Annotated in this window: 27 protein-coding genes; 22 read left to right on the top strand and 5 right to left on the bottom strand. The window is 67.9% G+C overall.

Going from position 1 to position 23,869, the window contains the following annotated elements:
• The first annotated feature begins 97 nt into the window (after positions 1-97).
• The 9 genes from ABD210_RS07960 to ABD210_RS07920 all read left to right on the top strand — a co-directional run bounded on the left by ABD210_RS07960 (position 98) and on the right by ABD210_RS07920 (position 6,159).
• Positions 98-562 carry an SRPBCC family protein gene (locus tag ABD210_RS07960; protein ID WP_344110293.1) on the top strand — a complete coding sequence of 155 codons (465 nt, stop codon included), beginning with the start codon at positions 98-100 and terminating at the stop codon, positions 560-562.
• A complete protein-coding gene (locus tag ABD210_RS07955) occupies positions 559-897 on the top strand; it encodes an ArsR/SmtB family transcription factor (protein ID WP_344110292.1) in 339 nt (112 codons plus the stop codon). The genes ABD210_RS07960 and ABD210_RS07955 overlap by 4 nt, the downstream gene beginning before the upstream one ends.
• A 42-nt stretch (positions 898-939) precedes the next feature.
• The gene (locus ABD210_RS07950) at positions 940-1,383 is read left to right on the top strand and encodes an SRPBCC family protein (RefSeq protein ID WP_344110291.1); all 444 of its coding nucleotides are present in this window, start codon (positions 940-942) and stop codon (positions 1,381-1,383) included.
• Between the two features lie 185 nt (positions 1,384-1,568).
• The gene (locus ABD210_RS07945) at positions 1,569-2,270 is read left to right on the top strand and encodes a VOC family protein (RefSeq protein ID WP_344110290.1); all 702 of its coding nucleotides are present in this window, start codon (positions 1,569-1,571) and stop codon (positions 2,268-2,270) included.
• Positions 2,257-3,321: a succinyl-diaminopimelate desuccinylase gene (gene dapE, locus ABD210_RS07940; RefSeq protein WP_344110289.1), complete on the top strand. Its 1,065-nt coding sequence runs from the start codon at positions 2,257-2,259 to the stop codon at positions 3,319-3,321. Before ABD210_RS07945 ends, dapE begins: the two co-directional genes overlap by 14 nt.
• A 50-nt stretch (positions 3,322-3,371) precedes the next feature.
• Positions 3,372-4,238, top strand: coding sequence for an LOG family protein (locus ABD210_RS07935; protein WP_344110287.1), 867 nt, complete (start codon positions 3,372-3,374; stop codon positions 4,236-4,238).
• Between the two features lie 54 nt (positions 4,239-4,292).
• Positions 4,293-5,162 (top strand): DivIVA domain-containing protein, encoded by an 870-nt coding sequence (locus ABD210_RS07930; RefSeq protein ID WP_344112018.1) that lies wholly within the window; start codon positions 4,293-4,295, stop codon positions 5,160-5,162.
• Positions 5,162-5,602: an SRPBCC family protein gene (locus ABD210_RS07925; protein WP_344110286.1), complete on the top strand. Its 441-nt coding sequence runs from the start codon at positions 5,162-5,164 to the stop codon at positions 5,600-5,602. Before ABD210_RS07930 ends, ABD210_RS07925 begins: the two co-directional genes overlap by 1 nt.
• On the top strand, positions 5,599-6,159 hold the full coding sequence (locus ABD210_RS07920; protein ID WP_344110285.1) for a DNA-3-methyladenine glycosylase I: 561 nt from the start codon (positions 5,599-5,601) through the stop codon (positions 6,157-6,159). The genes ABD210_RS07925 and ABD210_RS07920 overlap by 4 nt, the downstream gene beginning before the upstream one ends.
• A gap of 224 nt (positions 6,160-6,383) precedes the next feature.
• Here the strand turns inward: ABD210_RS07920 and ABD210_RS07915 are convergent, their stop codons facing one another.
• Positions 6,384-7,175, bottom strand: a complete 792-nt coding sequence (locus tag ABD210_RS07915) for an enoyl-CoA hydratase/isomerase family protein (protein WP_344110284.1) — start codon at positions 7,173-7,175, stop codon at positions 6,384-6,386.
• 32 nt (positions 7,176-7,207) lie between these two features.
• Complete coding sequence (locus ABD210_RS07910; protein ID WP_344110283.1) at positions 7,208-8,005, bottom strand: PaaX family transcriptional regulator; 798 nt, start codon at positions 8,003-8,005, stop codon at positions 7,208-7,210.
• A 178-nt stretch (positions 8,006-8,183) separates the two neighbouring features.
• Here ABD210_RS07910 and ABD210_RS07905 point away from each other — a divergent pair, with 178 nt between their 5' ends.
• Both ABD210_RS07905 and ABD210_RS07900 read left to right on the top strand, forming a co-directional pair.
• Positions 8,184-8,351 carry a DUF3117 domain-containing protein gene (locus ABD210_RS07905; protein WP_012923066.1) on the top strand — a complete coding sequence of 56 codons (168 nt, stop codon included), beginning with the start codon at positions 8,184-8,186 and terminating at the stop codon, positions 8,349-8,351.
• 147 nt (positions 8,352-8,498) lie between these two features.
• Positions 8,499-10,016 carry a leucyl aminopeptidase family protein gene (locus ABD210_RS07900; protein WP_344110282.1) on the top strand — a complete coding sequence of 506 codons (1,518 nt, stop codon included), beginning with the start codon at positions 8,499-8,501 and terminating at the stop codon, positions 10,014-10,016.
• On the opposite strand, the gene glgA is transcribed toward ABD210_RS07900, so the two are convergent.
• Together glgA and ABD210_RS07890 are read right to left on the bottom strand one after the other, a co-directional pair.
• Positions 10,013-11,170 carry a glycogen synthase gene (glgA, locus tag ABD210_RS07895; RefSeq protein ID WP_344110281.1) on the bottom strand — a complete coding sequence of 386 codons (1,158 nt, stop codon included), beginning with the start codon at positions 11,168-11,170 and terminating at the stop codon, positions 10,013-10,015. The two genes, ABD210_RS07900 and glgA, sit on opposite strands and share 4 nt — an antisense overlap.
• A gap of 17 nt (positions 11,171-11,187) precedes the next feature.
• Positions 11,188-11,724, bottom strand: a complete 537-nt coding sequence (locus ABD210_RS07890; RefSeq protein WP_344110280.1) for a GNAT family N-acetyltransferase — start codon at positions 11,722-11,724, stop codon at positions 11,188-11,190.
• A 64-nt stretch (positions 11,725-11,788) separates the two neighbouring features.
• On the opposite strand from ABD210_RS07890, the gene glgC reads away from it, so the two are divergent.
• Genes glgC through ABD210_RS07870 form a run of 4 tightly spaced genes read left to right on the top strand, consistent with a single transcriptional unit; the run spans position 11,789 to position 17,132 of the window.
• The gene (gene glgC, locus ABD210_RS07885; protein ID WP_344110279.1) at positions 11,789-13,015 is read left to right on the top strand and encodes a glucose-1-phosphate adenylyltransferase; all 1,227 of its coding nucleotides are present in this window, start codon (positions 11,789-11,791) and stop codon (positions 13,013-13,015) included.
• Positions 13,012-14,289 carry a kynureninase gene (gene kynU, locus ABD210_RS07880; RefSeq protein ID WP_344110278.1) on the top strand — a complete coding sequence of 426 codons (1,278 nt, stop codon included), beginning with the start codon at positions 13,012-13,014 and terminating at the stop codon, positions 14,287-14,289. Before glgC ends, kynU begins: the two co-directional genes overlap by 4 nt.
• A 10-nt stretch (positions 14,290-14,299) precedes the next feature.
• Positions 14,300-15,610, top strand: coding sequence for an FAD-dependent oxidoreductase (locus ABD210_RS07875; RefSeq protein ID WP_344110277.1), 1,311 nt, complete (start codon positions 14,300-14,302; stop codon positions 15,608-15,610).
• Positions 15,611-15,620: 10 nt separating this feature from the next.
• Entirely contained in the window at positions 15,621-17,132 is a 1,512-nt protein-coding gene (locus ABD210_RS07870) for a 2-hydroxymuconic semialdehyde dehydrogenase (protein ID WP_344110276.1), read from the top strand.
• A gap of 65 nt (positions 17,133-17,197) precedes the next feature.
• On the opposite strand, the gene ABD210_RS07865 is transcribed toward ABD210_RS07870, so the two are convergent.
• A complete protein-coding gene (locus tag ABD210_RS07865; protein WP_344110275.1) occupies positions 17,198-17,932 on the bottom strand; it encodes an NYN domain-containing protein in 735 nt (244 codons plus the stop codon).
• A gap of 65 nt (positions 17,933-17,997) precedes the next feature.
• Here ABD210_RS07865 and ABD210_RS07860 point away from each other — a divergent pair, with 65 nt between their 5' ends.
• From ABD210_RS07860 to ABD210_RS07830, 7 genes are all read left to right on the top strand, one after another.
• A complete protein-coding gene (locus ABD210_RS07860) occupies positions 17,998-18,444 on the top strand; it encodes a RidA family protein (RefSeq protein ID WP_344110273.1) in 447 nt (148 codons plus the stop codon).
• A 7-nt stretch (positions 18,445-18,451) separates the two neighbouring features.
• Positions 18,452-18,976, top strand: a complete 525-nt coding sequence (locus ABD210_RS07855) for a 3-hydroxyanthranilate 3,4-dioxygenase (RefSeq protein ID WP_344110272.1) — start codon at positions 18,452-18,454, stop codon at positions 18,974-18,976.
• 2 nt (positions 18,977-18,978) lie between these two features.
• Positions 18,979-19,983, top strand: a complete 1,005-nt coding sequence (locus ABD210_RS07850) for an amidohydrolase family protein (protein ID WP_344110271.1) — start codon at positions 18,979-18,981, stop codon at positions 19,981-19,983.
• Positions 19,976-20,698, top strand: coding sequence for an alpha/beta hydrolase family protein (locus tag ABD210_RS07845; RefSeq protein ID WP_344110270.1), 723 nt, complete (start codon positions 19,976-19,978; stop codon positions 20,696-20,698). The genes ABD210_RS07850 and ABD210_RS07845 overlap by 8 nt, the downstream gene beginning before the upstream one ends.
• A gap of 73 nt (positions 20,699-20,771) precedes the next feature.
• Positions 20,772-21,833, top strand: coding sequence for an alpha/beta hydrolase (locus tag ABD210_RS07840; RefSeq protein WP_486326945.1), 1,062 nt, complete (start codon positions 20,772-20,774; stop codon positions 21,831-21,833).
• Positions 21,833-22,918, top strand: a complete 1,086-nt coding sequence (locus tag ABD210_RS07835) for a Gfo/Idh/MocA family oxidoreductase (protein ID WP_344110269.1) — start codon at positions 21,833-21,835, stop codon at positions 22,916-22,918. Before ABD210_RS07840 ends, ABD210_RS07835 begins: the two co-directional genes overlap by 1 nt.
• Positions 22,905-23,867, top strand: a complete 963-nt coding sequence (locus tag ABD210_RS07830; RefSeq protein WP_344110268.1) for a DMT family transporter — start codon at positions 22,905-22,907, stop codon at positions 23,865-23,867. The genes ABD210_RS07835 and ABD210_RS07830 overlap by 14 nt, the downstream gene beginning before the upstream one ends.
• The last annotated feature ends 2 nt before the right edge of the window (positions 23,868-23,869 follow it).

Raw genomic sequence — 23,869 nt, 5'->3', positions numbered from 1 at the left:
CCGAGGCCGATCACCATCCTGCAACCAATGGTTGCGCGATCAGCGGACGTTGGGCTAGCGTGATGTGCAACCAAACGTTGCAGAAAGCGGGAAGCCCATGGAATACGGAAGCATCGAGCGCGAGATCCACATCGAGGCCTCGCCCGAGGTGGTCTTCGAGGTCATCAGTCGTCCGGAGCACATCCGGGAGTGGTGGTCTGACGACGCGGAATTCGACTCGGCCGTCGGTGGCAATGGTGAGCTTGTGTTCGGCGACCGGGCCACGGCTGAGGCGAATGTCGTCCCGCTCACCGTCGTGAACGCTGAACCGCACCGGCTGTTCTCCTTCCGGTGGGCCTACGGCAGCGGTGAGGTCGCTGCCCCCAGCAACTCGCTGCTGGTGACCTTCGAACTCGTCCCAGCGGGCGCAGGCACCGTGGTTCGGCTCACCGAAACAGGGTTCCGCGAGCAGGGGTGGGAGGCGGCTGTCCTCGAGGCGCAGTACAACGATCACATCGCCGGCTGGGACTTCTTCCTTCCACGTCTCGGTGAATACGTGGCAAAGCTGGTTTCCTCCCGATGACTGTCGCGATCGACGACGACCTCTGGTCGGCGATCGGCGACCCGACCCGACGCCGGATGCTCGATCTGCTCCTGGCGAGTGGCGGCGGAACGGCAACCAGCCTCAGCGAGCGGCTTCCCGTGACGCGTCAAGCCGTGTCGAAGCATCTGGGGGTGCTCGATCGGGTCGGCCTGGTCCACGTCACGCCGGCCGGACGGGAGATGCGTTACCGGGTGGACGACGAGCAACTCGCGCGAGCGGTAGCGCAGCTGTCAGCAGTCGGCGCCACCTGGGACGCCAGGTTGCAGCGCATCAAGCGGATGGCCGAAGCAATCCAGCGCAGCACAGAGCGCTGAATCACAAGTTCTCAAATCCAAGACCAGAAAAGAGAAACAAACATGGTGGACATTCTTCACAGAGTCGGAGTCAAGTCGTCGTCCCTGGACGATGTCTATGGGGCGTTGACCACGGTCGAAGGTCTCTCCGCCTGGTGGACGGACGCCACGCGGGGAGACACCGAAGTCGACGGGGTGCTGCAGTTCCGCTTCAGGCAGGGCGGTTTCGACATGGTGGTTCGCGAGCTCGAACCCGCCAAGCACGTGCTGTGGGAAGTGGTCGACGGCCCCGCCGAGTGGGTCGGCACCACGGTGAGCTTCGACCTCAAACAGGAAGACGACTACACCATCATTCTCTTCAAGCACGAGGGTTGGAGGGAGCCGGTGGAGTTCATGCACCACTGCAGCACCAAGTGGGCCACCTTCCTGCTGAGCCTGAAGTCCCTGGTCGAGACCGGGAAGGGTGCTCCGGCGCCGGACGACCTCGAGATCGACAACTGGAACTAGAGCCGGCGGACCTCCAACACTCGCCAAGCGCCTTTCCCGGCCGGTTGCCGCGCTGGTTCAGCCTGGCCGGCGCGGCGCGGGCGTGGTTGCTGAGTGCTGGAGGTCCGGGCTGGACCGGTGACGGCGTCGCCAGCTCACCCGCGGGGCGTGGGAGACGGTGCGAAGCGCGGCACTAGCCTTGGTCTATGAGCGTGGCGCGGTTCAAGGATCTGTGTGTCGATGTCAGTTGCCCTAGCGCGATGACGTCGTTCTGGGGGCAGGTGCTGGGGTTGACCTCGCCCGCGGACAATCCTGAGGTGCTGGTCGGGGACCGGCCGGAGAAGACGATCTGGATCAACAAGGTGCCTGAGCCGCGCTCGGTGAAGCAGCGGGTTCACCTGGATGTGCACACCTCGGCGATCGAGGAGCTGGAGAAGCTCGGGGCGAAGATGCAGAGTCCGATCACGGATGAGCAGCACTGGGCCGTGATGGAGGACCCCGAGGGTGGCGAGTTCTGCGGATTCGTCCGCGACAGCGTCCCGGCGTACCGGTTGATGGAGCTGGTGGTGGACTCGGCCGAGCCCGAGGCGCAGGCTCGTTGGTGGGCCGGCGTCGTCGGCGGCGAGGTCGCGCAGACGCCGGGCAAGCCGTGGTACTGGCTGGAGAACGTGCCGGGGCTGCCGTTCCCCTACTGGGTGTTCGTGCCGGTGCCCGAGCCGAAGACGGTCAAGAACCGCATCCACTGGGACGTGACGGCGGACGAGCTGCAGCCGGTGCTGGACGCGGGTGCGACACTGCTGCGGCCCAAGGACGACGAGATCGGCTGGCATGTTTGCGCCGATCCCGAGGGCAACGAGTTCTGCGTGTTCCTGCCACCGCCAGCCGAGGAGTCTGATGGCCAAGCTTGACCTGACCCTGTCCGGGCCCGACCTGACCGCCGCGTTGGTCGACCTCCCTTCGGTGAGCGGGACCGAGCAGGAGTTGGCCGATGCGGTCGAGGCGGCTTTGTCGGCGTACGCCCACCTGACCGTCACCAGGCACGGGAACACCGTCGTGGCACGGACCGACCTGGGCCGGGACGAGCGGATCGTGATCGCGGGCCACCTCGACACCGTGCCGCTGAACCACAACCTGCCGTCGCGCCGCGCGGACGGGCTGATCCACGGACTCGGCGCCTGCGACATGAAGGGTGGGGTCGCGGTCGGCCTCCGGCTGGCGGCCACGCTGACCGAGCCGAACCGGGACGTCACCTACGTCTTCTACGACTGCGAGGAGATCGAGTCCGAGCGGAACGGCCTGTTCAAGCTGTCGCAGTCCGCGCCGGAGCTCCTGGAGGGTGTGTTCGCGGTCGTGATGGAGCCGTCGAACGCCGTGGTCGAGGCCGGCTGCCAGGGCACGATGCGGATCGAGATCACCACCCGGGGCGAACGGGCGCACTCGGCCCGCTCCTGGATGGGGAAGAACGCGATCCATGCCGCGGGGGAGGTCCTCGCCCGCCTCGCGGCGTACGAGCCGCGGCGGGTGCCGATCGACGGGCTGGAATACCGCGAGGGGCTGAACGCGGTCGGGATCAGCGGCGGGGTGGCCGGCAACGTCGTACCGGATCTGTGCACGGTAACGATCAACTACCGGTTCGCGCCGAGCCGGTCGGAGGCGGAGGCCGAGGCGCACGTTCGGGAGGTGTTCGAGGGCTTCGAGGTGGCTGTCACGGACTCCGCACCGGGCGGGTTGCCCGGGCTCGAGCGGCCCGCGGCGGCGGCGTTCCTGCAGGTCGTCGGCGGTACTCCGCAGCCGAAGTTCGGGTGGACCGACGTGGCGCGGTTCACGCTTCTCGGCGTACCGGCGGTGAATTACGGGCCGGGCGATCCGCTGCTCGCGCACAAGCAGGAGGAATTCGTCCCCGAGGCGGAGATCGAGCAGTGTGAACAGCGGCTGAGAAGCTGGTTGACAGCCGGTTAGACGCGGCCGTTCCGCGGGTCCGTGTGGAACCGCCGCACTAATCTGGGGGTATGGCAGAACCATCGATCCATCCCGACCGACCGCACTCGCAGCAGCGCGGACCCGTGGTGATGCGGCGTAACCAGGTGCAGGAGTCGACCTCGGAGCAGCGCCTGCTCGACAGTCGCGGCCCGTCGGACTGGGTCCACACCGACCCGTGGCGGGTACTGCGGATCCAATCCGAGTTCGTCGAGGGTTTCGGCATGCTCGCCGAGCTCGGTCCTGCCATCAGCGTGTTCGGCTCGGCCCGGACGAAGCCGGACGATCCCATGTACGCCGCGGCGGAGCGGACCGGCCGCAAGCTGGTCGAAGCCGGGTACTCCGTCATCACCGGCGGTGGTCCCGGTGTGATGGAGGCCGCGAACAAGGGTGCCTCCGAGGCGGGCGGCGGGTCGGTCGGGCTGGGCATCGAACTGCCCTTCGAGAACGGCCTGAACGAGTGGGTGGATATCGGAATGAACTTCCGGTACTTCTTCACCCGCAAGACCATGTTCGTGAAGTACTCGCAGGGCTTCGTGGTGATGCCGGGCGGATTCGGGACACTCGACGAGCTGTTCGAGGCGCTGACGCTGGCCCAGACACGCAAGGTGACCTCATTCCCGGTGGTGCTGTTCGGTACGTCGTACTGGGGTGGCCTGGTCGACTGGCTGCGCGAGACGATGCTTGCCGACGGCAAGATCTCCGCGGCCGACCTGGAGATGTTCACGATCACCGACGACGTGGACGAGGCGATCAGCTACATCGTCAAGGCCGGCGAACTCGCCGACGCGGCGGCCGAGGAGGCCGCCGCAGCGGCAGCGCGGGACGTCGCCGAGGCGGACAGCCCGGTAGCACGCGAGCGGCGTGAGGCGCACCGGCTGGGCTCGGATGGCAGTTGAATCACGGAGCAGTTGTGCGTTGAAGTACCGCGACATGGCACGATCGGTGTCGTGATGTGGTTCTTCGGATTGATTGTCGTGCTCCTGATCGGAGCTGTTGCCGTCGTGGCGTCCGGGCGCTGGGGCGCGATGGGTCCTGCGTACGACGATCGGCCGGACATGTCCGTACCGGCCCGGCAAGCGCTCACCTCGGACGACATCGAGACGGCGCGGTTCGGCGTCGGGCTGCGCGGCTACCGGATGGACGAGGTGGACACGCTGCTCGAGCGGGTCGCCCGAGAGGTCGCCGAGCGGGACCGCCGGATCGCCGACCTCGAACGAGCGGTCACACCGATCGTGCATGGGCCCGAAGGCGCGGGCTTCACCTCGCGGCACACGTACGACTCGGATGAGTTCGACGACACCGGCTACCAGAAGCCCATCATGGTCGGCGGCGACTTCCCCGAACCCACCCCAACCACCCCCGCAGAGCCAGCCCCAGAACCAGCGCAAGCCAGCGAAAGCGCAACGCGGGCCCACGGCGAGTCGGAGCCGGCGGGCCCGACCCAGTCGGACGCACCTGCCCAGGCCGAAGCGCAGGGTCAGGCGGCAGTTGACGAGCCGGTGCATCTGCCGCCGCCGCCTTTGATTCAGTCGTTGCTGGAGGAGGCCCGGCAGCAAGCCGGGGGAGGCGAGGCTGAGGCGGAGCCTTGGTTCCAAGCCAAAGAGCCGCCCCCAGACCACTCCACGTCCTCGGAGTCGCCGCAGGACGCCCAGCACACGCCCAACGGGCAAGCCGCGGAAGCCTCGGAGTACAGGCCGACGGTGGAGGGTTCCGAGAGTGGGAGCAATGGGCAGGGGCCTCAGGACGAGGGCGACGAGGGGCTGGCTCGGGGGCGGCACAGTGCTGCGCCTGATGTGAACGTCGTTCAGCGTCCCAGCTGATGGCGACCTGCCACGCCGAGGCGTCGATCGATCTGCCGCTGGACCCGCAGGTCGCCTGGGACGTGGTGATGGATTGGGAGCGGCAGTCGCGCTGGATGCTGCTCACCCGCGTCTGGGGGACCGAGAATGACGGTCAGGGTGTCGGCGGGGGCGTCGCGGCGCGAACTTCTGTCGGTCCTCTCGGGTTCACTGACGACATGGTCATCACTCACTGGGATCCGCCGCGCGAGTGCACGGTGAAACACCTCGGCACGATCGTCCGCGGTACCGGCACCTTCACCGTCCGGCCGGCACCCGGCGGCAGCACGTTCACCTGGTCCGAAGACGTCATCCCCCCACTCGGGCGGCTCGGCTCGGCGGGTTGGCCGCTGGTCCGGCCCGCCTTCGAGCTGATGATGCGGGTCTCGCTCAAGCGCCTCACCCAGGAGATCGCGCGATGACCGTGGTGGGCCCCGACGGGCAGCCGCGCTGTGGTTGGGCGACCTCGGCCCCGGAGTACATCGCGTACCACGACGACGAGTGGGGCAAGGAGATCCGCGACGACCGCGGGCTGTACGAGCGGATGACGCTGGAGGCGTTCCAGTCCGGCCTGTCCTGGATCACGATCCTGCGCAAGCGGGAGAACTTCCGGAAGGCGTTCCAGAACTTCGACCCGGAACTGGTGGCGGCCTACGGCTCCGAAGATTTCGACCGGCTGATGGCGGATACCGGCATCGTCCGGAACCAGGCGAAGATCAATGCCACCATCACCAACGCCCGCGCCCTGCTCGAACTGGCCGACGGCGAGCTCACCGAACTCCTCTGGTCCTTCCAGCCCCGGAACCGCCCCGCTCCGAAGACCTTCGCCGAGGTGCCCGCGACAACCCCCGAGTCGGTCGCGATGTCGAAAGCCCTGAAGAAGAAGGCCTTCGTCTTCGTAGGCCCGACCACGGCCTACGCCCTGATGCAGGCAACGGGAATCGTCAACGACCACCTAGCCGACTGCATCGCCCGTTAGCCCCCCGCCCGCGCCCCAGATAGGGCGCGGGTCACCCCGAATCCGGGCCAGCTGGCGGGGGTTCGGACACCAGCTCGGGACCTCGGACATGCAATGACCTGTCCTCGGTCCCCAGTTGGTGTCCGAGGTCCCCAGAACCGGCCATTCTCCGGCAGGGGAGACGCCCGGCCCCGACCACGCTGGCGGGTTATTCGCCTCTGCGTCGACAACGTCCGCTGGGCGCGCTACTTGCCGTGGAAGGTCGGCTTTTCCTTGGCGACGAAGGAGGCGACCGCATTGCGGTGGTCCTCGGTGTCGCCCGTCAGGCGCATCTTGTCGGCCTCGAATGCCAGCGACTCCGCCAGCGTGTGCGTCGCGGAGTACGCGAGTGACTGGCGCACCGAGCCGTAGGCGATCGTCGGGCCGGCCGCCAGTTTCGCTGCGAGCTCAGCGGTTGCCGCGACAAGCTGATCGGCCGGTACGACGCTGGTCGCCAGGCCCAGCGTCAACGCCTCGTCAGCCGGGATCGTGCGCGGGAAGTAGAGGAGTTCCGTCGCCTTCGCCTGCCCGATCAGCCGGGGGAGCGTCCACGAGATCCCCGTGTCGCACGAGAGCGCGATCCCGGTGAAGGCGAGGTTGAAGCCGGCCGTGTCGGCGACCACGCGGAAGTCGCAGGCGAAGGCCATCGAGGCGCCCGCCCCGGCGGCGACCCCGTTCACCGACGCGATCACCGGCTTCGGCATCTCGGCCAGAGCCAGCGCGATCGGGGCGTAATGGTCGGGCACGGTGTTCCAGAGGGCGTCGGCGTCGTTCGCCTGGAGCAGGCCGATGTGCTCCTTCAGGTCCTGCCCGACGCAGAAGGCACGGCCCGTGCCGGTCAGTACGACGACCCGGACCGCCTCGTCCTCGGCGGCCGCCCGGACCGTGTCGCGCAGCGCCACCTTCGTCGCCGTGTCGAGCGAGTTCATCGCCTCGGGCCGGTTCAGGGTGATCGTGGCGACGCCCGCGGACACGTCGTACAGGACGGAGTCACTCATCGTGGCAAGCTCCCAACAGTCTGTGACATCAGTTAGTGAATGGTCAGGCAGTTGTCCACGAAACGCCCGGCCGCGTGGCCCAGACGATTCGCGTGGAAATCGAAGAACGCGGCGGCGCGGGTACCGGCCCAGTCGTCGGGCAGCAGTTCGGCGGGCAGGCCCGGATCCAGGAACAGGAACTTGCGCCACTCGTGCACCAGGTTGGACCGGACCGCGAAGGCCTGCTCGTCGGTCGCGTCCGCGGCCGCGCTCTCGGCGAGCGCCTTCGCTTCGTTCAGCCAGGCGTCGTAGGAGGAGCCCAGCTCGTCCAGTTTCCAGACCCGCCGGGCGAACTCGACGGCGTCGTCGTCGATGGGAGCGCGGAAGCGGTCCGCGGCGATCCCCTCTATGCCGAGGATCTGGTCCACCTCGGTGTCGTTGCGCAGCCCGACCCAGGCCGCGTCGGACAGCGGAGCCCAACCCAGGAAGGCCAATTGGCTCGCCAACTGCTCTCGGCGACGCGCGTTCGGCACCTCCCGGAGGATGCTCAGATGCCAGCTCCGGTCCCACTCGCCGCTTTCGTTGCCGCCCTCACCGGTTCGGTAGATCCGGGCCGCCGCGTCGTCCAGGCGACGGCGCGCCCGGGCGGTCAGCGCGTAACCAGGCTGACCTTCGATCCGGACCGGCTCGAGCCAGCCCTGCCGGACCATCCGGGAGACCGCCGTCCGGACCGCGGGTGGATGGACACCCAGGGGCGCGAGCAGCCGGACCAGGGCGGCCACCGGGGCGCGCGCGCCGCGCGCGCGCAGGTGGTCGCCGTACAGGTCGAAGAGGGCTGAACGGGCGTGCACGTGCCCGAGTCTGCCGTATGGTGCACGGCTCTGGCCTGCGATCGGGGATAATGGGTCGGGACACACACTGCGATACGCGCCGACGGCGCATCACCGCACGGCGCCGGCGACGGTTCGCCGCGCGGTGTCGTCGCTCAGGACCGAAGAGGGTTGTTCCAATGAGGGAAGGGGTGCGCGCATGGCGGCGATGAAGCCGCGGACGGGCGATGGTCCGCTCGAGGTCACCAAGGAGGGCCGCGGAATCGTGATGCGGGTTCCGCTCGAGGGCGGCGGCCGGCTCGTCGTCGAGCTGAACGCCGACGAGGCGACCGAGCTCGGGAACGCGCTCAAGGCCGTTGTCGGCTGAAGCGAGCTCCGCGGGGTGCTCCACCACGAGCGCACCTGTGACATCTCCACGACCCCGGTGGGTGCCCCTTTGCGGCACCGGCCGGGGTCGTTACGGTTAGCCGGACATCTTGGCCGAGAGATTTGATCAAACTGTGAGGTCGCACCAGTGGCTCGCCGAAGCGCACCCAACGTCTTTCCCACCCTGCCGGCCCTGGTCTGGCAGCCCGGGCTCCCTGTCCACGGTTCCCACACCTGGGTGATCGTGGTCGGCGAGTCCGGCCTGCCCGCAGCCGCGAAACAGGCCGGTGAGCGTCTCGGGGTCGACCTCGACCGGCTGCTGGAGGTCCAGACCGCAACTGGGTTCAGCCCGTCGGCAGGGACCACCGCGGCGTACCCGCTGCTCACCGGCGAGGTGGACCAGGTCGTGCTGGTCGGAGCCGGCGGCGGCAGTCCCAAGGAGCTGCGACACGCCGGGGCGGCGATCGCCAGATTCGGCCGGGGCAAGGACGAGCTGACCGCGGTTGTTGCTGAGGGCATCGAAGATGTGGCGCTGCAGGCCTTCGCGGAGGGGGTCGCTCTCGGGTCCTTCACGTTCCACCGCAAGACCGTCGACACCGGCAAGCCCATGGTCGAGCGGATCACCCTGACGGACGGCTCCGACAGCGAGCGGGCCGCGGTGATCGAGCGCGGCCTCGTGATCGGGCGGACCGGTTGGCTGGCGCGCGAGTACGCGACCACCCCCTCGAACGAGAAGGACCCGGCCTGGCTCGCCGCCCGCGCGACCGAGCTGGCCGCCCTGACCGGGCTGGAGGTGAAGGTCTGGGACGAGAAACAGCTGGCCGCGGACGGTTTCGGCGGCATCCTCGCCGTCGGCAAGGGCTCCACGCGGCCGCCGCGCTTCATCCGCCTCGACTACACGCCCGAGGGCGCGACCAAGGACACGCCGTACGTCGTGCTGGTGGGCAAGGGCATCACGTATGACACCGGCGGCCTGTCGCTCAAGCCGCGCGAGGGCATGGTCTCGATGAAGCGCGACATGACCGGCGGCGGTTCGGTGATCGCGACCCTGTCGGCGCTGCGCGAGCTCGGCGCGAAGGTCAAGGTCACCGGCCTGATCTGCTCCGCCGAGAACATGCCGTCCGGTACTGCGTACCGTCCCGACGACGTGATCCGGCACTACGGCGGTCGCACCACCGAGGTGAAGAACACCGACGCGGAGGGCCGTCTGGTCCTCGCCGACGGACTCGCGTACGCCGTGTCCGAGCTCAAGCCGGACGTGCTCGTCGACGTCGCGACGCTCACGGGTGCCATCAAGGTGTCGCTCGGGTCGATGCTCTACGGCGGCCTGTTCGCCACGGATGACGCGCTCGCGGACAACCTGGCCGAGGCGGGCGAGGTGTCGGGCGAGCGGCTGTGGCGGATGCCGTTGCCTGAGGAGTACGTGGACCTCATCTCGACCCCGATCGCCGACTCGGTGAACAGCTCGAAGGGGCCAGGCTCGATCACCGCCGCCCTGTTCTTGAAGGCGTTCGCGGGCGACCTGCCCTGGGCTCACCTCGACTTGTCGAGCATCGCGGAGTCCCAGGCCGACGCGCTCGAATACACCACCGGCGCCACCGGAGCGGGCGCCCGCCTCCTCACCACCTGGCTCGCGTCGGAGTCGCCGACCTCGGGGATCGGCTAGCGCAGCAGGGAGTTGTAGAGCTCCACGGTGCGATCGGCGACGGCGTCCCAGCCGAACTCGGAGACGGCGCGTTCGCGGCCGGCCTTGCCCATGGCCTCGGCCTTGGCGGGGTCGGCCACCAGTTCGTTGATGGCCGCGGCCAGGTCCCGCTCGAAGGTAGCGGTGTCGTTCTCGTCGTAGCGGACCAGTGTGCCGGTGACCCCGTCGTCGACCACCTCGGGGATCCCGCCGACCGCGCTGGCCACGACGGCGGTCTCGCACGCCATCGCCTCCAGGTTGACGATCCCGAGCGGTTCGTAGACGGACGGGCAGACGAAGGCCAGCGCGTGGGTGAGGACCTGGCGGACCTCCTCGCGCGGCAGCATCTCGGAGACCACGAACACACCGTCCCGTGCTGCCTTCAGCTCGTCGATCAAAGCGTCGGTCTCGGCCTTCAGTTCGACCGTGTCGGCTGCTCCCGCCAGCAGCACCAGCTGCACCGACGGGTCCAGCTGCAGCCCGGCGCGAAGCAGGTGCGGCACGCCCTTCTGCCGGGTGATCCGGCCGACGAACGTCACGTAAGGCCGGCTCAGGTCCACCCCGAGCCGCTCGAGCACGTTCGTCGAGGGGTCCGGGTAGTAGAAGTCCGCGTCGATGCCGTTCGAGATCACGTGCACCTTGGCCGGGTCGATCGTCGGGTAGCAGTCGAGCACGTCGTCCCGCATCCCCCTGCTCACCGCGACGACCGCATCAGCCGCCTCGTACGCCGTGCGCTCGGCCCAGCTGGACAGGCGATACCCGCCGCCCAGCTGCTCTGCCTTCCACGGCCGCCTGGGCTCCAGCGAGTGCGCCGTCACCACGTGTGGGACGTCGTACAGGAGCTTGGCCCAGTGGCCGGCCATGTTCGCGTACCAGGTGTGCGAGTGGACGAGGTCGGCGTCGCTGACGCCGGCGGTCATGGTCAGGTCGGTGGACAGGATGCGCAGCGCGGCGTTCGCGTTCGGGAGGCGCGGGTCGTCCTCGGAGTGGGCGATCGCGCCCTGCCGTGGTTCGCCCATGCAATGCACTTCCACCTCAAGCAGGCGGCGCAACTCGCGGACCAGGAAGTCCACGTGCACGCCCGCGCCGCCGTACACATCCGGAGGGAACTCCCGCGTCAGGATCGCCACCTTCATCCCCCGACTCTAAAGCATCACACCACGTGGGTGGGGACCCAGAATCGGAGCTTCCCGTGGCGTTCGTCCTCGAGTTCGCCGCCGGCCGACTCGATCACCCGGCGGGACGGATGGTTGTCGTTGTCGCACGTCACCAGGGCGGTGTCGATGCCGAGCCGGGCCGCCCAGGGGAGCGACTGGGTCAGCATCTGGGTCGCATAACCCTTGCGCCGGGCCGACGGCCGGACGACGTAGCCGATGTGGCCGCCGAGCTCCAGCAGGGGCGGGGTCAGGTGATGCCGGATGGCCAACCGGCCGAGCCATTCGTCGCCGTCGACGAACCACAGGATGGTCTGGTGGACCAGATCCGGCGGGGTATCGGTCTCCGGGAGCGCCTCGGCGCGGATCGCCTCGACCATCCGGGCGAACTCCTCGGGGTCCTCCAGGTCCTGCCGCGACCAGTCCCTCCAGAGCCCCCGCGCGCCCATCCACCGCTCCTCCTGCGGCCCCAACTCGTCCCAGGCTTCCAGGAACGAACGGTGAACGGCAACAGTAGGTTCGACGAGAGTTGGCATGCACCCAGTGTGGCGACACTCGCGCAGTCTTATGTGAAGGGGGATCCGAAGCTAAGGTGCGGACATGGCGAAGGCACCCAGAGTTCTCGGAATCGTGCTGGCCGGCGGCGAGGGAAAGCGGCTGATGCCGCTGACGGCGGACCGGGCCAAACCGGCCGTGCCGTTCGGCGGTAGCTATCGCCTGATCGACTTCGTGCTGTCCAACCTGGTCAATGCCGGCTACCGCAACCTGTGCGTGCTCACGCAGTACAAGTCGCACTCGCTGGACCGGCACATCACCATGACATGGCGGATGTCCACACTGCTGGGCAACTTCGTCACCCCCGTTCCCGCCCAGCAGCGGCTCGGGCCGCAGTGGTACCAGGGCAGCGCGGACGCGATCTACCAGTCGATGAACCTGATCAACGACCACCAGCCCGACATCATCGTCGTGTTCGGCGCCGACCACGTTTACCGGATGGACGCCTCCCAGATGGTCGCGGCGCACATCGAGCGTGGCAATGGTGTCACCGTGGCCGGGATCCGGGTGCCCCGGGCCGAAGCGTCGGAGTTCGGCGTGATCAAGACCGGTGCGGACGGCCACAGCATCGACGATTTCCTGGAGAAGCCGGCCGATCCGCCGGGCCTGCCGGACTCGCCGGACGAGACGTTCGCCTCGATGGGCAACTACGTCTTCGACACCGACGTACTGGTCGAGGCGCTGCGCAAGGACGCGGCGAATCCGGCGTCGCGGCACGACATGGGCGGCGACATCGTCCCGATGCTGGTTGCCGAGGGCAAGGCCGGGGTCTACGACTTCAAGGACAACGACGTACCGGGCGCGCTCGAGCGGGACCGCTCGTACTGGCGCGATGTCGGATCGCTGGACTCGTACCACGAGGCGCACATGGACCTGGTCTCGATCCAGCCGGTGTTCAACCTCTACAACTCCGACTGGCCGATCTTCACCTCGCACCCGCAGCTGCCGGGCGCCAAGTTCACCGACAACGCGACCGTCGGCGAGTCGATCGTCTGCGGGGGTTCGATCATCTCCGGCGCCTCCGTGGACCACTCGGTGCTCGGCGCCAACGTGATCGTCAACTCCGGTGCGACGATCGAGCGAGCGGTGATCATGGACAACTGCCGGATCGGCGCGAACGCGGTGCTGAAGAACGTCATCCTGGACAAGAACATCGTGGTGCCGGACGGGGTGGAGATCGGTGTCGACCCCGATCTCGACCGCGAGCGCGGCTTCACCGTGTCCAAGGGTGGTGTCACCGTGCTCGGCAAGGGTCAGGTCATCAAGCCGTGATCGACGCCGGCGAGCAGGAGGCGCGGGACCTGGACAAGGCCGATCCGGGGCATCGGGACCTGTTCGACGTGCCGACGGCCGACGGCGGCGGCTATCGGGAGGTGGCGTACTTCGCCGGGAACTCGCTCGGGCTGCGGCCGAAGGCGACCCGGATCGAACTGCTGGAGGACCTCGATTCCTGGGCCGCGCTCGGGGTCGAGGGACACCTGGACGCTGCCCGGCCCTGGCTGCCGTACCACGAGCTGCTGACCGAGCCGGCCTCTCGGCTGGTCGGCGCGTTGCCCAGCGAGACCGTGGTGATGAACTCCCTGACGGTCAACCTGCACCTGTTGATGGTCTCGTTCTACCGGCCGTCGCCGGACCGGTTCAGGATCGTGATCGAGGACTCGGCGTTCCCGTCGGACAGCTACGCGGTCAGGTCGCAGGCGCGGTTCCACGGGTTCGATCCGGATGACGCGATCGTGCGGCTCACGCCACGCCCGGGAGAGGATTGCCTCCGTACTGCGGACGTGGTGGAGCGGATCGGCGACGACGTGGCGCTGGTCCTGCTCGGCGGCGTGAACTACCTGACCGGCGAGCTGATGGATCTCCCGGCGATCACCGCGGCCGGTCACGCGGCTGGAGCTGTGGTGGGCTGGGATCTCGCACACGCGGCCGGGAACGTGCCGCTGTCGCTGCACGACTGGGACGTGGATTTCGCCGCCTGGTGCTCGTACAAATACCTGAACTCAGGCCCGGGAGCCCTCGCAGGTGCCTTCGTGCACGAGCGGCACCTCGGCTCGGACGTGCCGCGGTTCGAGGGCTGGTGGAGCACGGAGGCGTCGACGCGGTTCGAGATGACGCCGGCCTCCCGCCCACCCGCGACGGCCGATGCCTGGCAGGTCTCGAACCCGCCGATCTTCTCGATGAGCCCGGTGCGGACGTCCCTCGAGCTGTTCGACAAGGTCGGCATCGGGGTTCTGCGTGAGCGCAGCGTCCGCCTCACGGCGTACCTGGAGAGGTTGCTCGCCGAGATCTCGCCGACCCGGCCGCTCCAGCAGATCACCCCGGCTGATCCCAACCGGCGAGGCGCCCAGCTCTCGCTGCGAGTCAGCGGAAACAGTTCTGCGGGGGAGCTGAGCAAGACCCTCCGGTTCAAATCCGGCGTGATCGCCGACGCCCGCGAGCCCGACGTACTGCGGTTCGCCCCCGTGCCGCTCTACTCGACGTACCACGACTGCTGGCGAGCCGTTCAGGCCCTGGCCCAAGCGATTCCGGAGGTTAGTATCCCTTGAGTGATGTTGCATGACAGAGCGCGTCGCCATCGTCGGTGCTGGGCTGGCCGGGAGTCTGCTGGCCTGCTTCCTGGCGCGGCGCGGTCTGACGGTCACCCTCTACGAACGCCGGGCGGATCCGCGAGTGGCCGAGGTCGAACGCGGCCGGTCGATCAACCTGGCGATCTCGGAACGAGGCCTGGACGCGTTGCGGCGGATCGGGCTGGTGGATCAGGTGATGGCCGGCGCGTTGCCGATGAAGGGGCGGATGATCCACCCGGTGGAGGGTCCACTGGACTTCCAGCCGTACTCCGCCGGGCGCGATCGGGCAATCAACTCGATCAGCCGGGGTGCGCTCAACAACGCGCTGTTGGACGCCGCTGCTGAGGCGCCTGGCGTGGAGATCCTGTTCGATCACCGGCTGGTCGAGTTCGATTCGCAGGCGGGTTCACTCATCTTCGCAACCCCGGCGGGAAAGGTTGAGGCCCGCGTCGACGTCGTACTGGGTGCGGACGGGGCGGGTTCCGCAGTACGGGAGCAATTGCTCGCCGACGGGGCGGTGGTCGAGGAGGTCGACTTCCTCGACTACGGCTACAAGGAGCTCAGCATCCCGGCGGTGGCCGGCGAGTTCGGGCTCGATCCGGGCGCGCTGCACATCTGGCCGCGGGGTAACTCGATGATGATCGCGCTGCCGAACCCGGACCGGTCGTTCACGTGCACGGTGTTCTGGCCGACCGGCAGCTTCGACGCGTTGTCCACGCCGGCGGTGATCGAGGAACACTTCCGCGCCAACTACCCCGATTTGTTGCCGCTGGCCCCGAATCTGATCGACGACTACCTGCACAACCCGGTGGGACTGCTCGGAACCGTGCACGCGCAGCCGTGGCAGGCGCACGGCCGGACCGCGCTGCTCGGGGACGCCGCACATGCGATCGTGCCGTTCTACGGCCAGGGTGCGAACTGCGCGTTCGAGGACGTGGTCGAGCTGGACCGTTGCCTCGACGACACCGCCGGCGCCTGGGCGCGGGCGCTGCCGCTCTTCGAGCACCGCCGCCGGGAGAACACCGAGGCGATCGCCGAGATGGCGCTCGCGAACTTCGTCGAGATGCGGGACAAGGTCGCGTCACCTGTCTTCCGGCTCGGCAAACGCATCGAACACGGCCTGGAACGCCTGCTTCCCGGCCGCTACGTCTCGCGCTACGAGTTGGTCTCCTTCTCCACCACCCCGTACGCCGAGGTCAAGCAGCGGGTCCATCGTCAGCACCAGGTGCTCGCGGCCGCGGTACTCGTCGGAGCCGCGCTGACCGGCGCGGTCGCTCGCGCGGCCCGGCGGCACAGATGAGCGGACGGCGATGAGTATGGCGACCTTGTGGCGGCCGGAACTGCTGACAGGTGATCCCAGCGACCCCGGGTTGCTGCGCAATTTCGTCGATGGTGCCTTTGTCGACGGAGGTTCCACCTTCGCCAAGCTGAGCCCGGTCACAGGCGACAAGATCTTCGACGTTGCCGAGGCGGACGCCGCGGTCGTGGACGCGGCGGTTTCGGCGGCTCGTGCGGCGCTCGACGGTCCCTGGGGACGGATGAGCGAACAGGAGCGGGCGGTCGTGCTACGCCGGGTCGCGGACGAGTTGGAGCGACGCTTCGACGACTTGGTCGCCGCCGAGGTCGGCGACACCGGCAAATCGATCAGCCAAGCGCGCACCCTCGACATCCCGCGTGGCGCCGCGAACTTCCGCGCTTTCGCCGACTTCGCGACCACGGCTGCCACCGAGTCGTACACCACTGTGTTGCCCGATGGCCGCCGGGCTCTGAACTACGCCGTGCGCAAGCCGGTCGGCGTGGTCGCGATCATCGTGCCGTGGAACCTGCCGCTGTTGCTGCTGACCTGGAAGGTGGCCCCGGCGCTTGCCTGCGGCAACACTGTGGTGGTGAAGCCTTCCGAGGAGACACCTTCCTCGGCGACGGTTCTCGCCGAGGTGATGGCTGCGGCCGGTGTACCGGCGGGGGTCTTCAACCTCGTGCACGGTTTCGGCCCGTCGTCGGCGGGGGAGTTCCTGACCAGGCATCCCGGCGTCGACGCGATCACCTTCACCGGTGAGTCCGCGACCGGCAGCGCGATCGCCAAGGCCGCGGCGGACGGGGTGAAAGCCGTCTCGTTCGAGCTCGGCGGCAAGAACGCCGGCCTGGTCTTCGCCGACGCGGACCTCGACGCGGCCGTTGAGGGCTCCGTCCGCTCGGTCTTCACCAACGGCGGCCAGGTCTGCCTGTGCACCGAGCGGCTCTACGTGCAGCGACCCGTCTTCGACGAGTTCTGCTCCCGGCTGGCTTCGCGTGCTGAGGAACTGACCTACGGATGGCCCTCGGACGAGGCGACAGTGAACATGCCGCTCATCTCTGAACAGCACCGCGACAAGGTCCTCGGGTACTACGACCTGGCTCGATCCGAGGGTGCCACCTTCCTCGCGGGCGGCGGCGTACCGTCCTTCGGCGACGCTCGCGACGGTGGTTGCTATGTGCAACCGACGGTGATCACCGGACTGCCGGCGGACGCGCGCACCAACACCGAGGAGATCTTCGGGCCGATCTGCCACGTCGCCCCCTTCGACACCGAGGAGGAGGCGTTCGCCCTGGCCAACAACAGCCGCTACGGCCTGGCCGCGACCGTCTGGACCCGCGACGTAGGCCGGGCCCACCGCGCCGGCGCCGCCCTCGATGTCGGCATCGTCTGGATCAACACCTGGTACCTCCGCGACCTCCGCACCCCCTTCGGCGGCATGAAACTCTCCGGCGTCGGCCGCGAAGGCGGCACCCACTCCCTCCACTTCTACTCAGAACTGACCAACGTCTGCGTGGAACTGTCATGAGCGGGCACAAAAAAGACCCGGCCCACGAGGGACCGGGTGCATTATGCGGAAAGTCTACAGCACCTTCACCAGCCAATGGGTCGGGTGTAGCGACCTGCCGGATCGGGGAGTTGGTGGTTGCGGTAGTCGGCCGGAGTGAGCTTGCGCCACCAGTGCCCGCCGGCTCCGTCCGCAGGATTCCCAGTCAGGTCACCGGCGAAGTAACCGCCACGAGGATTCACATGACCCACCGACACTCGTTGCCGGGCCGTATGCACGGGGAGCTTGAGATCGGAGTCGTTGGAGACCACCACAACCGCGTCCACAGCCTGGTTGAAAATGTCGGTCAGGAGGAGAGTAGCAAGGTTGACGTCAGTGCCCTTCTCCTCCTGATGCAGCGTCGACACCATGAAGACCGCACCAGGCAGGGGCGATCCGAGGGTCGACTGAACCATGACGGGCCATTGCGATGTCACGATGGTTGGACTGCTGCCCGGCTTGGGTCCTTTGACTGCGAGCGGCCGGTTCCGGATGCCGGTCACATACTTCCCGTACTCGATGTGGTCGACACTTCCAGTGGTGCTCAAAGCTTTGAAGTAGGCATCTTGCTCGATGAAGCCAGCGGGGTTGAGGCCCTGGTCAATCCGCGCGGAGCAGTACACGATGCGACTCAGGGCCGCCCGCGGCCAGCTGAGTTGCTCCGAGATCAGCGTCTCGGCCAGAGCGCGAATGTCCAGCCAACGCCAGCCGGGAGACTTCCCCAGCTGATGCCGACCCCCGTAGTACAGGTTGTAACCATCGATGTAGACCCCGACCCGCATAGTCGCGAATTCTACGTTTCTGCGACCGCCGATGCCGGTGAAATCTGCCGTTCTGTGGATAACTCATGAGTGACGCGAAGGTGGTGGCGGAGAAGGCGGTGCCGCGGGGGCGGTTTCCGCATCTGAAGGTGGCGGGTGGGTTCGCCTTTGTGTCGGGGACGTCGAGTCGGCGGGCGGACAACACGATCGCCGGTGCCATGGTGGACGAGCTCGGAACGGTGGAGCTTGATATCCGGGTGCAGACGCGGGCGGTGATCGAGAACCTCCGGGACCTCCTGGCCGCGGTCGGGGCTGGGCTGGAGGACCTGGTCAGCGTGACCACCTACCTGGTGTCGATGAACGACTTCGGCGGGTACAACGAGGTGTACGCGGAGTTCTTCGACGAGACCGGGCCGGCCCGCACCACAGTCGCAGTACATCAGCTGCCGCATCCCCAGCTGCTGATCGAGATTCAAGGCGTCGCGGCCCTTCCGGCTGGCCAACAGGGTTCGCGCACTTCAACGGAGAGGTGAGCGCAGCATGTCAGAGGTCAACCTGGAGTCGACGAACTTCCCGGAGTGGATCGAGCAGAACAGGCACCTGCTGAAGCCGCCGGTCGGCAACAAGCAGATGTTCCCGACCGGTGATGACTTCATCACCATGGTGGTCGGCGGACCGAACCAGCGCACGGACTTCCACGTCGACCCGTACGAGGAGTTCTTCTACCAGATCAAGGGCACGATGCACGTCGATGTGATGACCGACGACGGCCCCGCCCGGGTGGACATCGGCGAGGGCGAACTGTGGGTCCTCCCGCGCAGCATGCCGCACTCGCCGCAGCGGGACGCGGACTCGATCGGCCTGGTGATCGAGCGGGTCCGGGAGCCGGGCACGCTGGAGAAATTCCGCTGGTACTGCGCCAACTGCAACGGCATCGTGCACGAGGTCGAGCTGCAGGTGAACGACATCGTGGCCGACCTGCCACCGGTGTTCAAGGCGTTCTACGAGAGCGAGGATGCCCGCACCTGCCCCAACTGCGGCACCCTCCACCCCGGCAAGGGCTAGGCGTGGCGCAGGCCGTCGACGTCCACACCCATCTGGTTCCGAAGGGCTGGCCGGATCTGGCGGCTGCTTGTGGCGGGCAGGACTGGCCGTGGTTGCGGGTCGACTCGGAGCGGGCCGCGATGATCATGGTCGGCGAGACCGAGTTCCGCCCGATCGGGCCGCAGACCTGGGATCCGGCCGTCCGACGGGGGGATATGGATGCCGACGGCATCGACCTGCAGGTGGTCTCGCCGACGCCGGTGTTCTTCGCCTACGACCGGCCGGCCGACCAGGCCGTGAAGGTGGCGCGCATCTTCAACGACCTGACCCTGGAGACGCTTGCCGGGGACAACAGGTTGATCCCCTTCTGCCAGGTGCCGCTGCAGGATCCCGACGCCGCTTGCGCCGAGCTGGATCGTTGCCTGGCTGCCGGACATGCCGGGGTCGAGATCGGCAACCATGTCGGCGACCGCGATCTCGACGACGCCGGGATCGTTGCCTTTCTCAAACATTGCGCCGAGGTGGACGCGCCGGTGCTGGTGCATCCGTGGGACATGCCGGGCGGGCCGCGGCTGGATCGATGGATGGCGCGCTGGTTGACCGGGATGCCCGCCGAGACGCATCTGTCCTTGCTCGCGATGATCCTGGGCGGGGCGTTCGACGAGCTGCCGGAGTCGCTGCGGATCTGCTTCGCCCACGGTGGTGGGAGTTTCGCCTTCTGGCTGGGCCGGGTGGAGAACGCCTGGCAGCGGCGCGGCGACGTAGTACGAGGCAACTCTGCGTATCCGCCGAGTCACTATGTCGACCGGTTCTTCGTCGACACGGTGGTCTTCGAACCATCGGCGCTGCGGCTGCTGGTCGATACTCTGGGGGAAGACCAAGTGGTTGTCGGCAGCGACTATCCCTACCCGTTGGGCGAAAGGCCGGTCGGGGAGGTGGTACGCGAGGCCGACTTCCTCTCTGCGCGCCAGCGACAAAAGTTGCTGTCCGCAAACGCTCTGCGTCTCCTAGGGAGGTCTGATGAGTGAGGACCGCTCTGTTCTGAGCCGCGAGGCACGGGAGCCGGACGAGGAACTCCGGTACGGCGGGCACGCGGACCAGGTGATCGACGTCTGGCATGCCAAGGAATACCGGCCGCTCGTGGTGTTCATCCACGGCGGGTTCTGGCGGCCGGAGTACGACCGGACGCACGTGCGGCCGCTGGCTGCGGCGCTGGCCGATGAGGGATGGCCGGTGGTGTCCATCGAGTACAGGCGCGAGCCGGGTCAGCCTGACATGACCACCGCCGACATCCGTACCGCGCTGGGTCAGCTGCCTGACTACGTGGACGTGCACGCCGGATATGTGCTGATGGGGCATTCCGCCGGCGGCCAGCTCGCGTTGTGGGCCGCCGCGACGCTGAACCCGGTCCGCCTGCGCGGCACCGTGGCGTTGGCTCCGGTCGCTGACCTGCTGATGGCGGATCGCCTCGGCCTGGACGACGGCGCGGTCCAGGACTTCATCGGCAGCGGCGTGCGCAACGACCTCGATCCGGTGCACCTGCCGGCGCCGATCGCGCCGGTGGCGATCGTGCACGGGACGATGGACAAGCGGGTTCCGATCTCGGTGTCGGAGTCGTATCTGTCGGCGCACCCGACGGCCCGACTGACCCGCGTGGACGGCGCCGGGCACTACGAGGTGATCGATCCGCTCACAGACGCCTACCACGGGGTGACCGCTGAGCTGACGAGATTCACCGGCTGACGCCGCTTGCGGGAGCACCCGAACGCCGTGCTGTTCCTGGACGCCGAATCAGCATCACTGTTGGAGAACTGAGATGACCGGCTACGCCGAGAGAAACACCAGCCCCTACGAACTGTTCCTCTCCATGGCGCGCCGGAACTTGCCACGCCATCGTTTCGACGGGGGTGAGGTGACTGCGTGGCAGGCGGCAGCCAAGCCGGACGTGCTGGCCACCTTGGGTGAGCTGCCGCCGTCGGTGGATCCCCGCCCGGAGTTGATCGCCGAGTGGGAAGAGGGCGGACTGCTCAGGCAGCGGTGGCTGATCGATGTGCAGGACGGTCTGTCGGCGGTGGCGTACGTCCATCGACCGGCCGGGCTGGCTCCCGGCGAGCGCAGGCCGGGCATTCTTTGCTGGGCCGGGCACGGCGGGTTCGGCAAGGAGCCGGTGATGGGTAACGGCTCCAGCGCGGAGTTGCGCACCGCGATCGACAAGCAGGGCAGCAACTACGGCGAGCGGATGGCCCAAGCCGGTTTCATCACCTTCGCGATCGACTGGATGGGCGAGGGCGACCTGGATGACCGGAGGAAGCCACACCATCGCGACATCGCGTCCCGCCGGGATCTGTGCGACGTCTTCTACCTGCACGCCACCATGCTCGGGTTGACCTCACTGGGCATGAATGTCAGCCACGGTAGGGCGCTGGTCGACTTCGTCAGCACGTTGCCGTTCGTCGACGCCGATCACCTCGGGGTGATGGGGGAGTCGTACGGCGGAACGTTGGCGCTGTGGACCGCGCTGGTGGACGATCGGCTCCGCGCGGTCGAGATCATCAGCTACAGCGACGTGTTTCCGGACTTCGGCTACCGCGATACGAACTACTGCGGATCACAGGTCACGCCGGGGCTGTTCACCCTGGTCGATGTACCCGACCTGCAAGGACTGTTGCTGCCGAGGCCGCTGCTGGTCGACATCGGCGTGTACGACGACGGCTTCCGGGTGGAGTCGGCGCTGGCCTGCCATCGGCGACTGCAGGAGATCTATGCCGCGGCCGGTGCCGAGAAGCAGCTCGTCCTCGAGCTGGCTCCCAGCGGTCATGGCTGGCACCAAGGACGAAAGTCACTCGAGTTCTTCACAACTCACCTGGGAGCGGTGTGATGAGCGTCGAGACGTTGGATGCGGTCGACCAAACGGCCGGCACCGGACAGCGCCGGCGGTATGCCCTGTGTGGCCTGAGCAATCGGGGTCTCTCGCTGTTCGCCCTGCCGTTGCTGGGCAACTCCGCCGAGAGCGACCTGTCGGCCCACGGGGAGCTGGTCGCCATTCTCGATATCGACGAGGAGCGGGTGGCGAGCTTCAACGAGCGGGTTGCTGCCGCACCGGTTCCCTTCTATCGGCCGGACGACTTCGACCGCATGGTGCGCGAGACGCGACCGGACGTCGTGCTCGTGGCGTCGCCGGACCATACCCACGCCGACTACACCGTGCGGGCGCTGCGGCACGGCATCGACGTGATCACCGAGAAGCCGATGTCGGCCACCTGCGAGCAGGTGCGGGCGATGGTGCGGGCCGAGCAGGAGAGCCCTGCGTCGATCCGGGTCGCGCACAACTTCCGCTACCCGGCCCGGCACTGGCAGCGTGAGTACTCCGGTGGGCTCTCCGTCCACAAGGGCACTCACCACTTCGACCTGATCAACTGGTGGCTCGACGACGTACCGGAGCATGTCTTCGGCTATGGCGCCCGGAACTACTACGGGTCCGAGAGCCCGCACAACCCGTCGAAACGCGACGGGGTCGAGTACTCCGTCGCGGAGCAACGGGAGCGGTGCCAGTACTTCCAGCGCTGGTTGGGCGCCTGCGACATCCCCGAGGATGATCACCTCAGCCCTCGCACCGGCGCCCACGACCTGCCGTACGCCGCGCAGTACCCCGCAGACAAGCCGATGTACCTGTACGACGAGCACGAGCAGCCGCCTGCGGACAGCCAGACGGTGACCTACTACCCGATGTTCGGACCTCGTCAGGTGCACGACGCCGCCAACTCCCCGGGAACCCACGGCGGCGCGGATCCGCTCATCCGCCGTGAGTTGTTCGTCGGGGCGACCGAGGAGACCCAGCGGCTGTCGATGGCGGCCGACTCGCGTCAGGGCGCGTACGCCGTTGCGATCGGCGAGGCGCTGTGGCGTTCGGTCAGAGACAACCGGCCCTACACGATCAGTGAGTTGCTTGGTGACATCGACTGACAAGCTTGCCGCAGCACCCCGACAGCGCCTATCCCTGCCGGCGCCACTGGCGATAGCGGTGTCATTGCTCGGTGGGGCGTGCTCGGCCGCGCAGGCTCTGGTCAACGGGCGACTCGGCGACACGATCGGGTCGCCCGTCACGGCGGCATTGGTCAGCAATGGGTTGGCGACGGTGGTGCTCCTGGCCACGCTGACGCTGCCGGCCGTGCGCATGGGGCTGTGGAGGGTGGCTGCCGCCCGGCTGCCGTGGTGGCAGTATCTCGGCGGTGCGCTGGGAGCGATGACAGTCGCCGGTACGGCGCTCGCCGCGCCCGTCCTCGGCGTCGCGCTCTTCACGGTGGTCCAGGTCAGTGGCGCCTCGGTCTCCGGCGTCGTGACCGATCGGGTTGGACTCGGACCGATGGGCCGGGTACCGGTGACAGCTGTCCGGATGGTCAGCGCCCTGGTCGCTGTAGGTGCGGTCACCGTGGCGCAGTTCGGTAGGCCGATCGGCCACCTCGCCGTGGGAACGCTGTTGTTCGTGCTCGCGCTCGGATTGTGCCGCCCGCTTCAGGTGGCGCTCAACGGCCGGATCACCGCGACGGCGTCCAACGTCGGCTCGGCGTCGCTGGTGAACGCTGTCATCGGCACCGGTGCACTCGTGGTCGCGTTGGTCGCTTTCCAGCTCACCGGCAACCTGCGGTTCGGTGGCTGGCCGTCCGGGTGGTGGCTCTACCTGGGCGGGTTCCTGGCGCTGATCGTGACCGGCGCCAACATGGTCTCCGTGCAGTCGCTCGGCGTGCTGCGTACCGGTCTGACCGCACTCGGCGGACAGATCACCGGCGGTCTTGTCATCGATGCCGTCATCCCTCACGGGCACCGGCCGACGCTGTGGCTGTACCTCGGCGCCTCGCTGACCATTGCCGCCGCGCTGGCAGCGGGTGCGGGCCGCCAGGCGCCGCGCCGATAACC

The organism is Kribbella alba, assembly GCF_039529635.1.
GTDB lineage: Bacteria > Actinomycetota > Actinomycetes > Propionibacteriales > Kribbellaceae > Kribbella > Kribbella alba.
The sequence above is the reverse complement of the archived record's forward strand: the minus strand, read 5'-3'. Positions and strand labels throughout refer to the sequence as shown.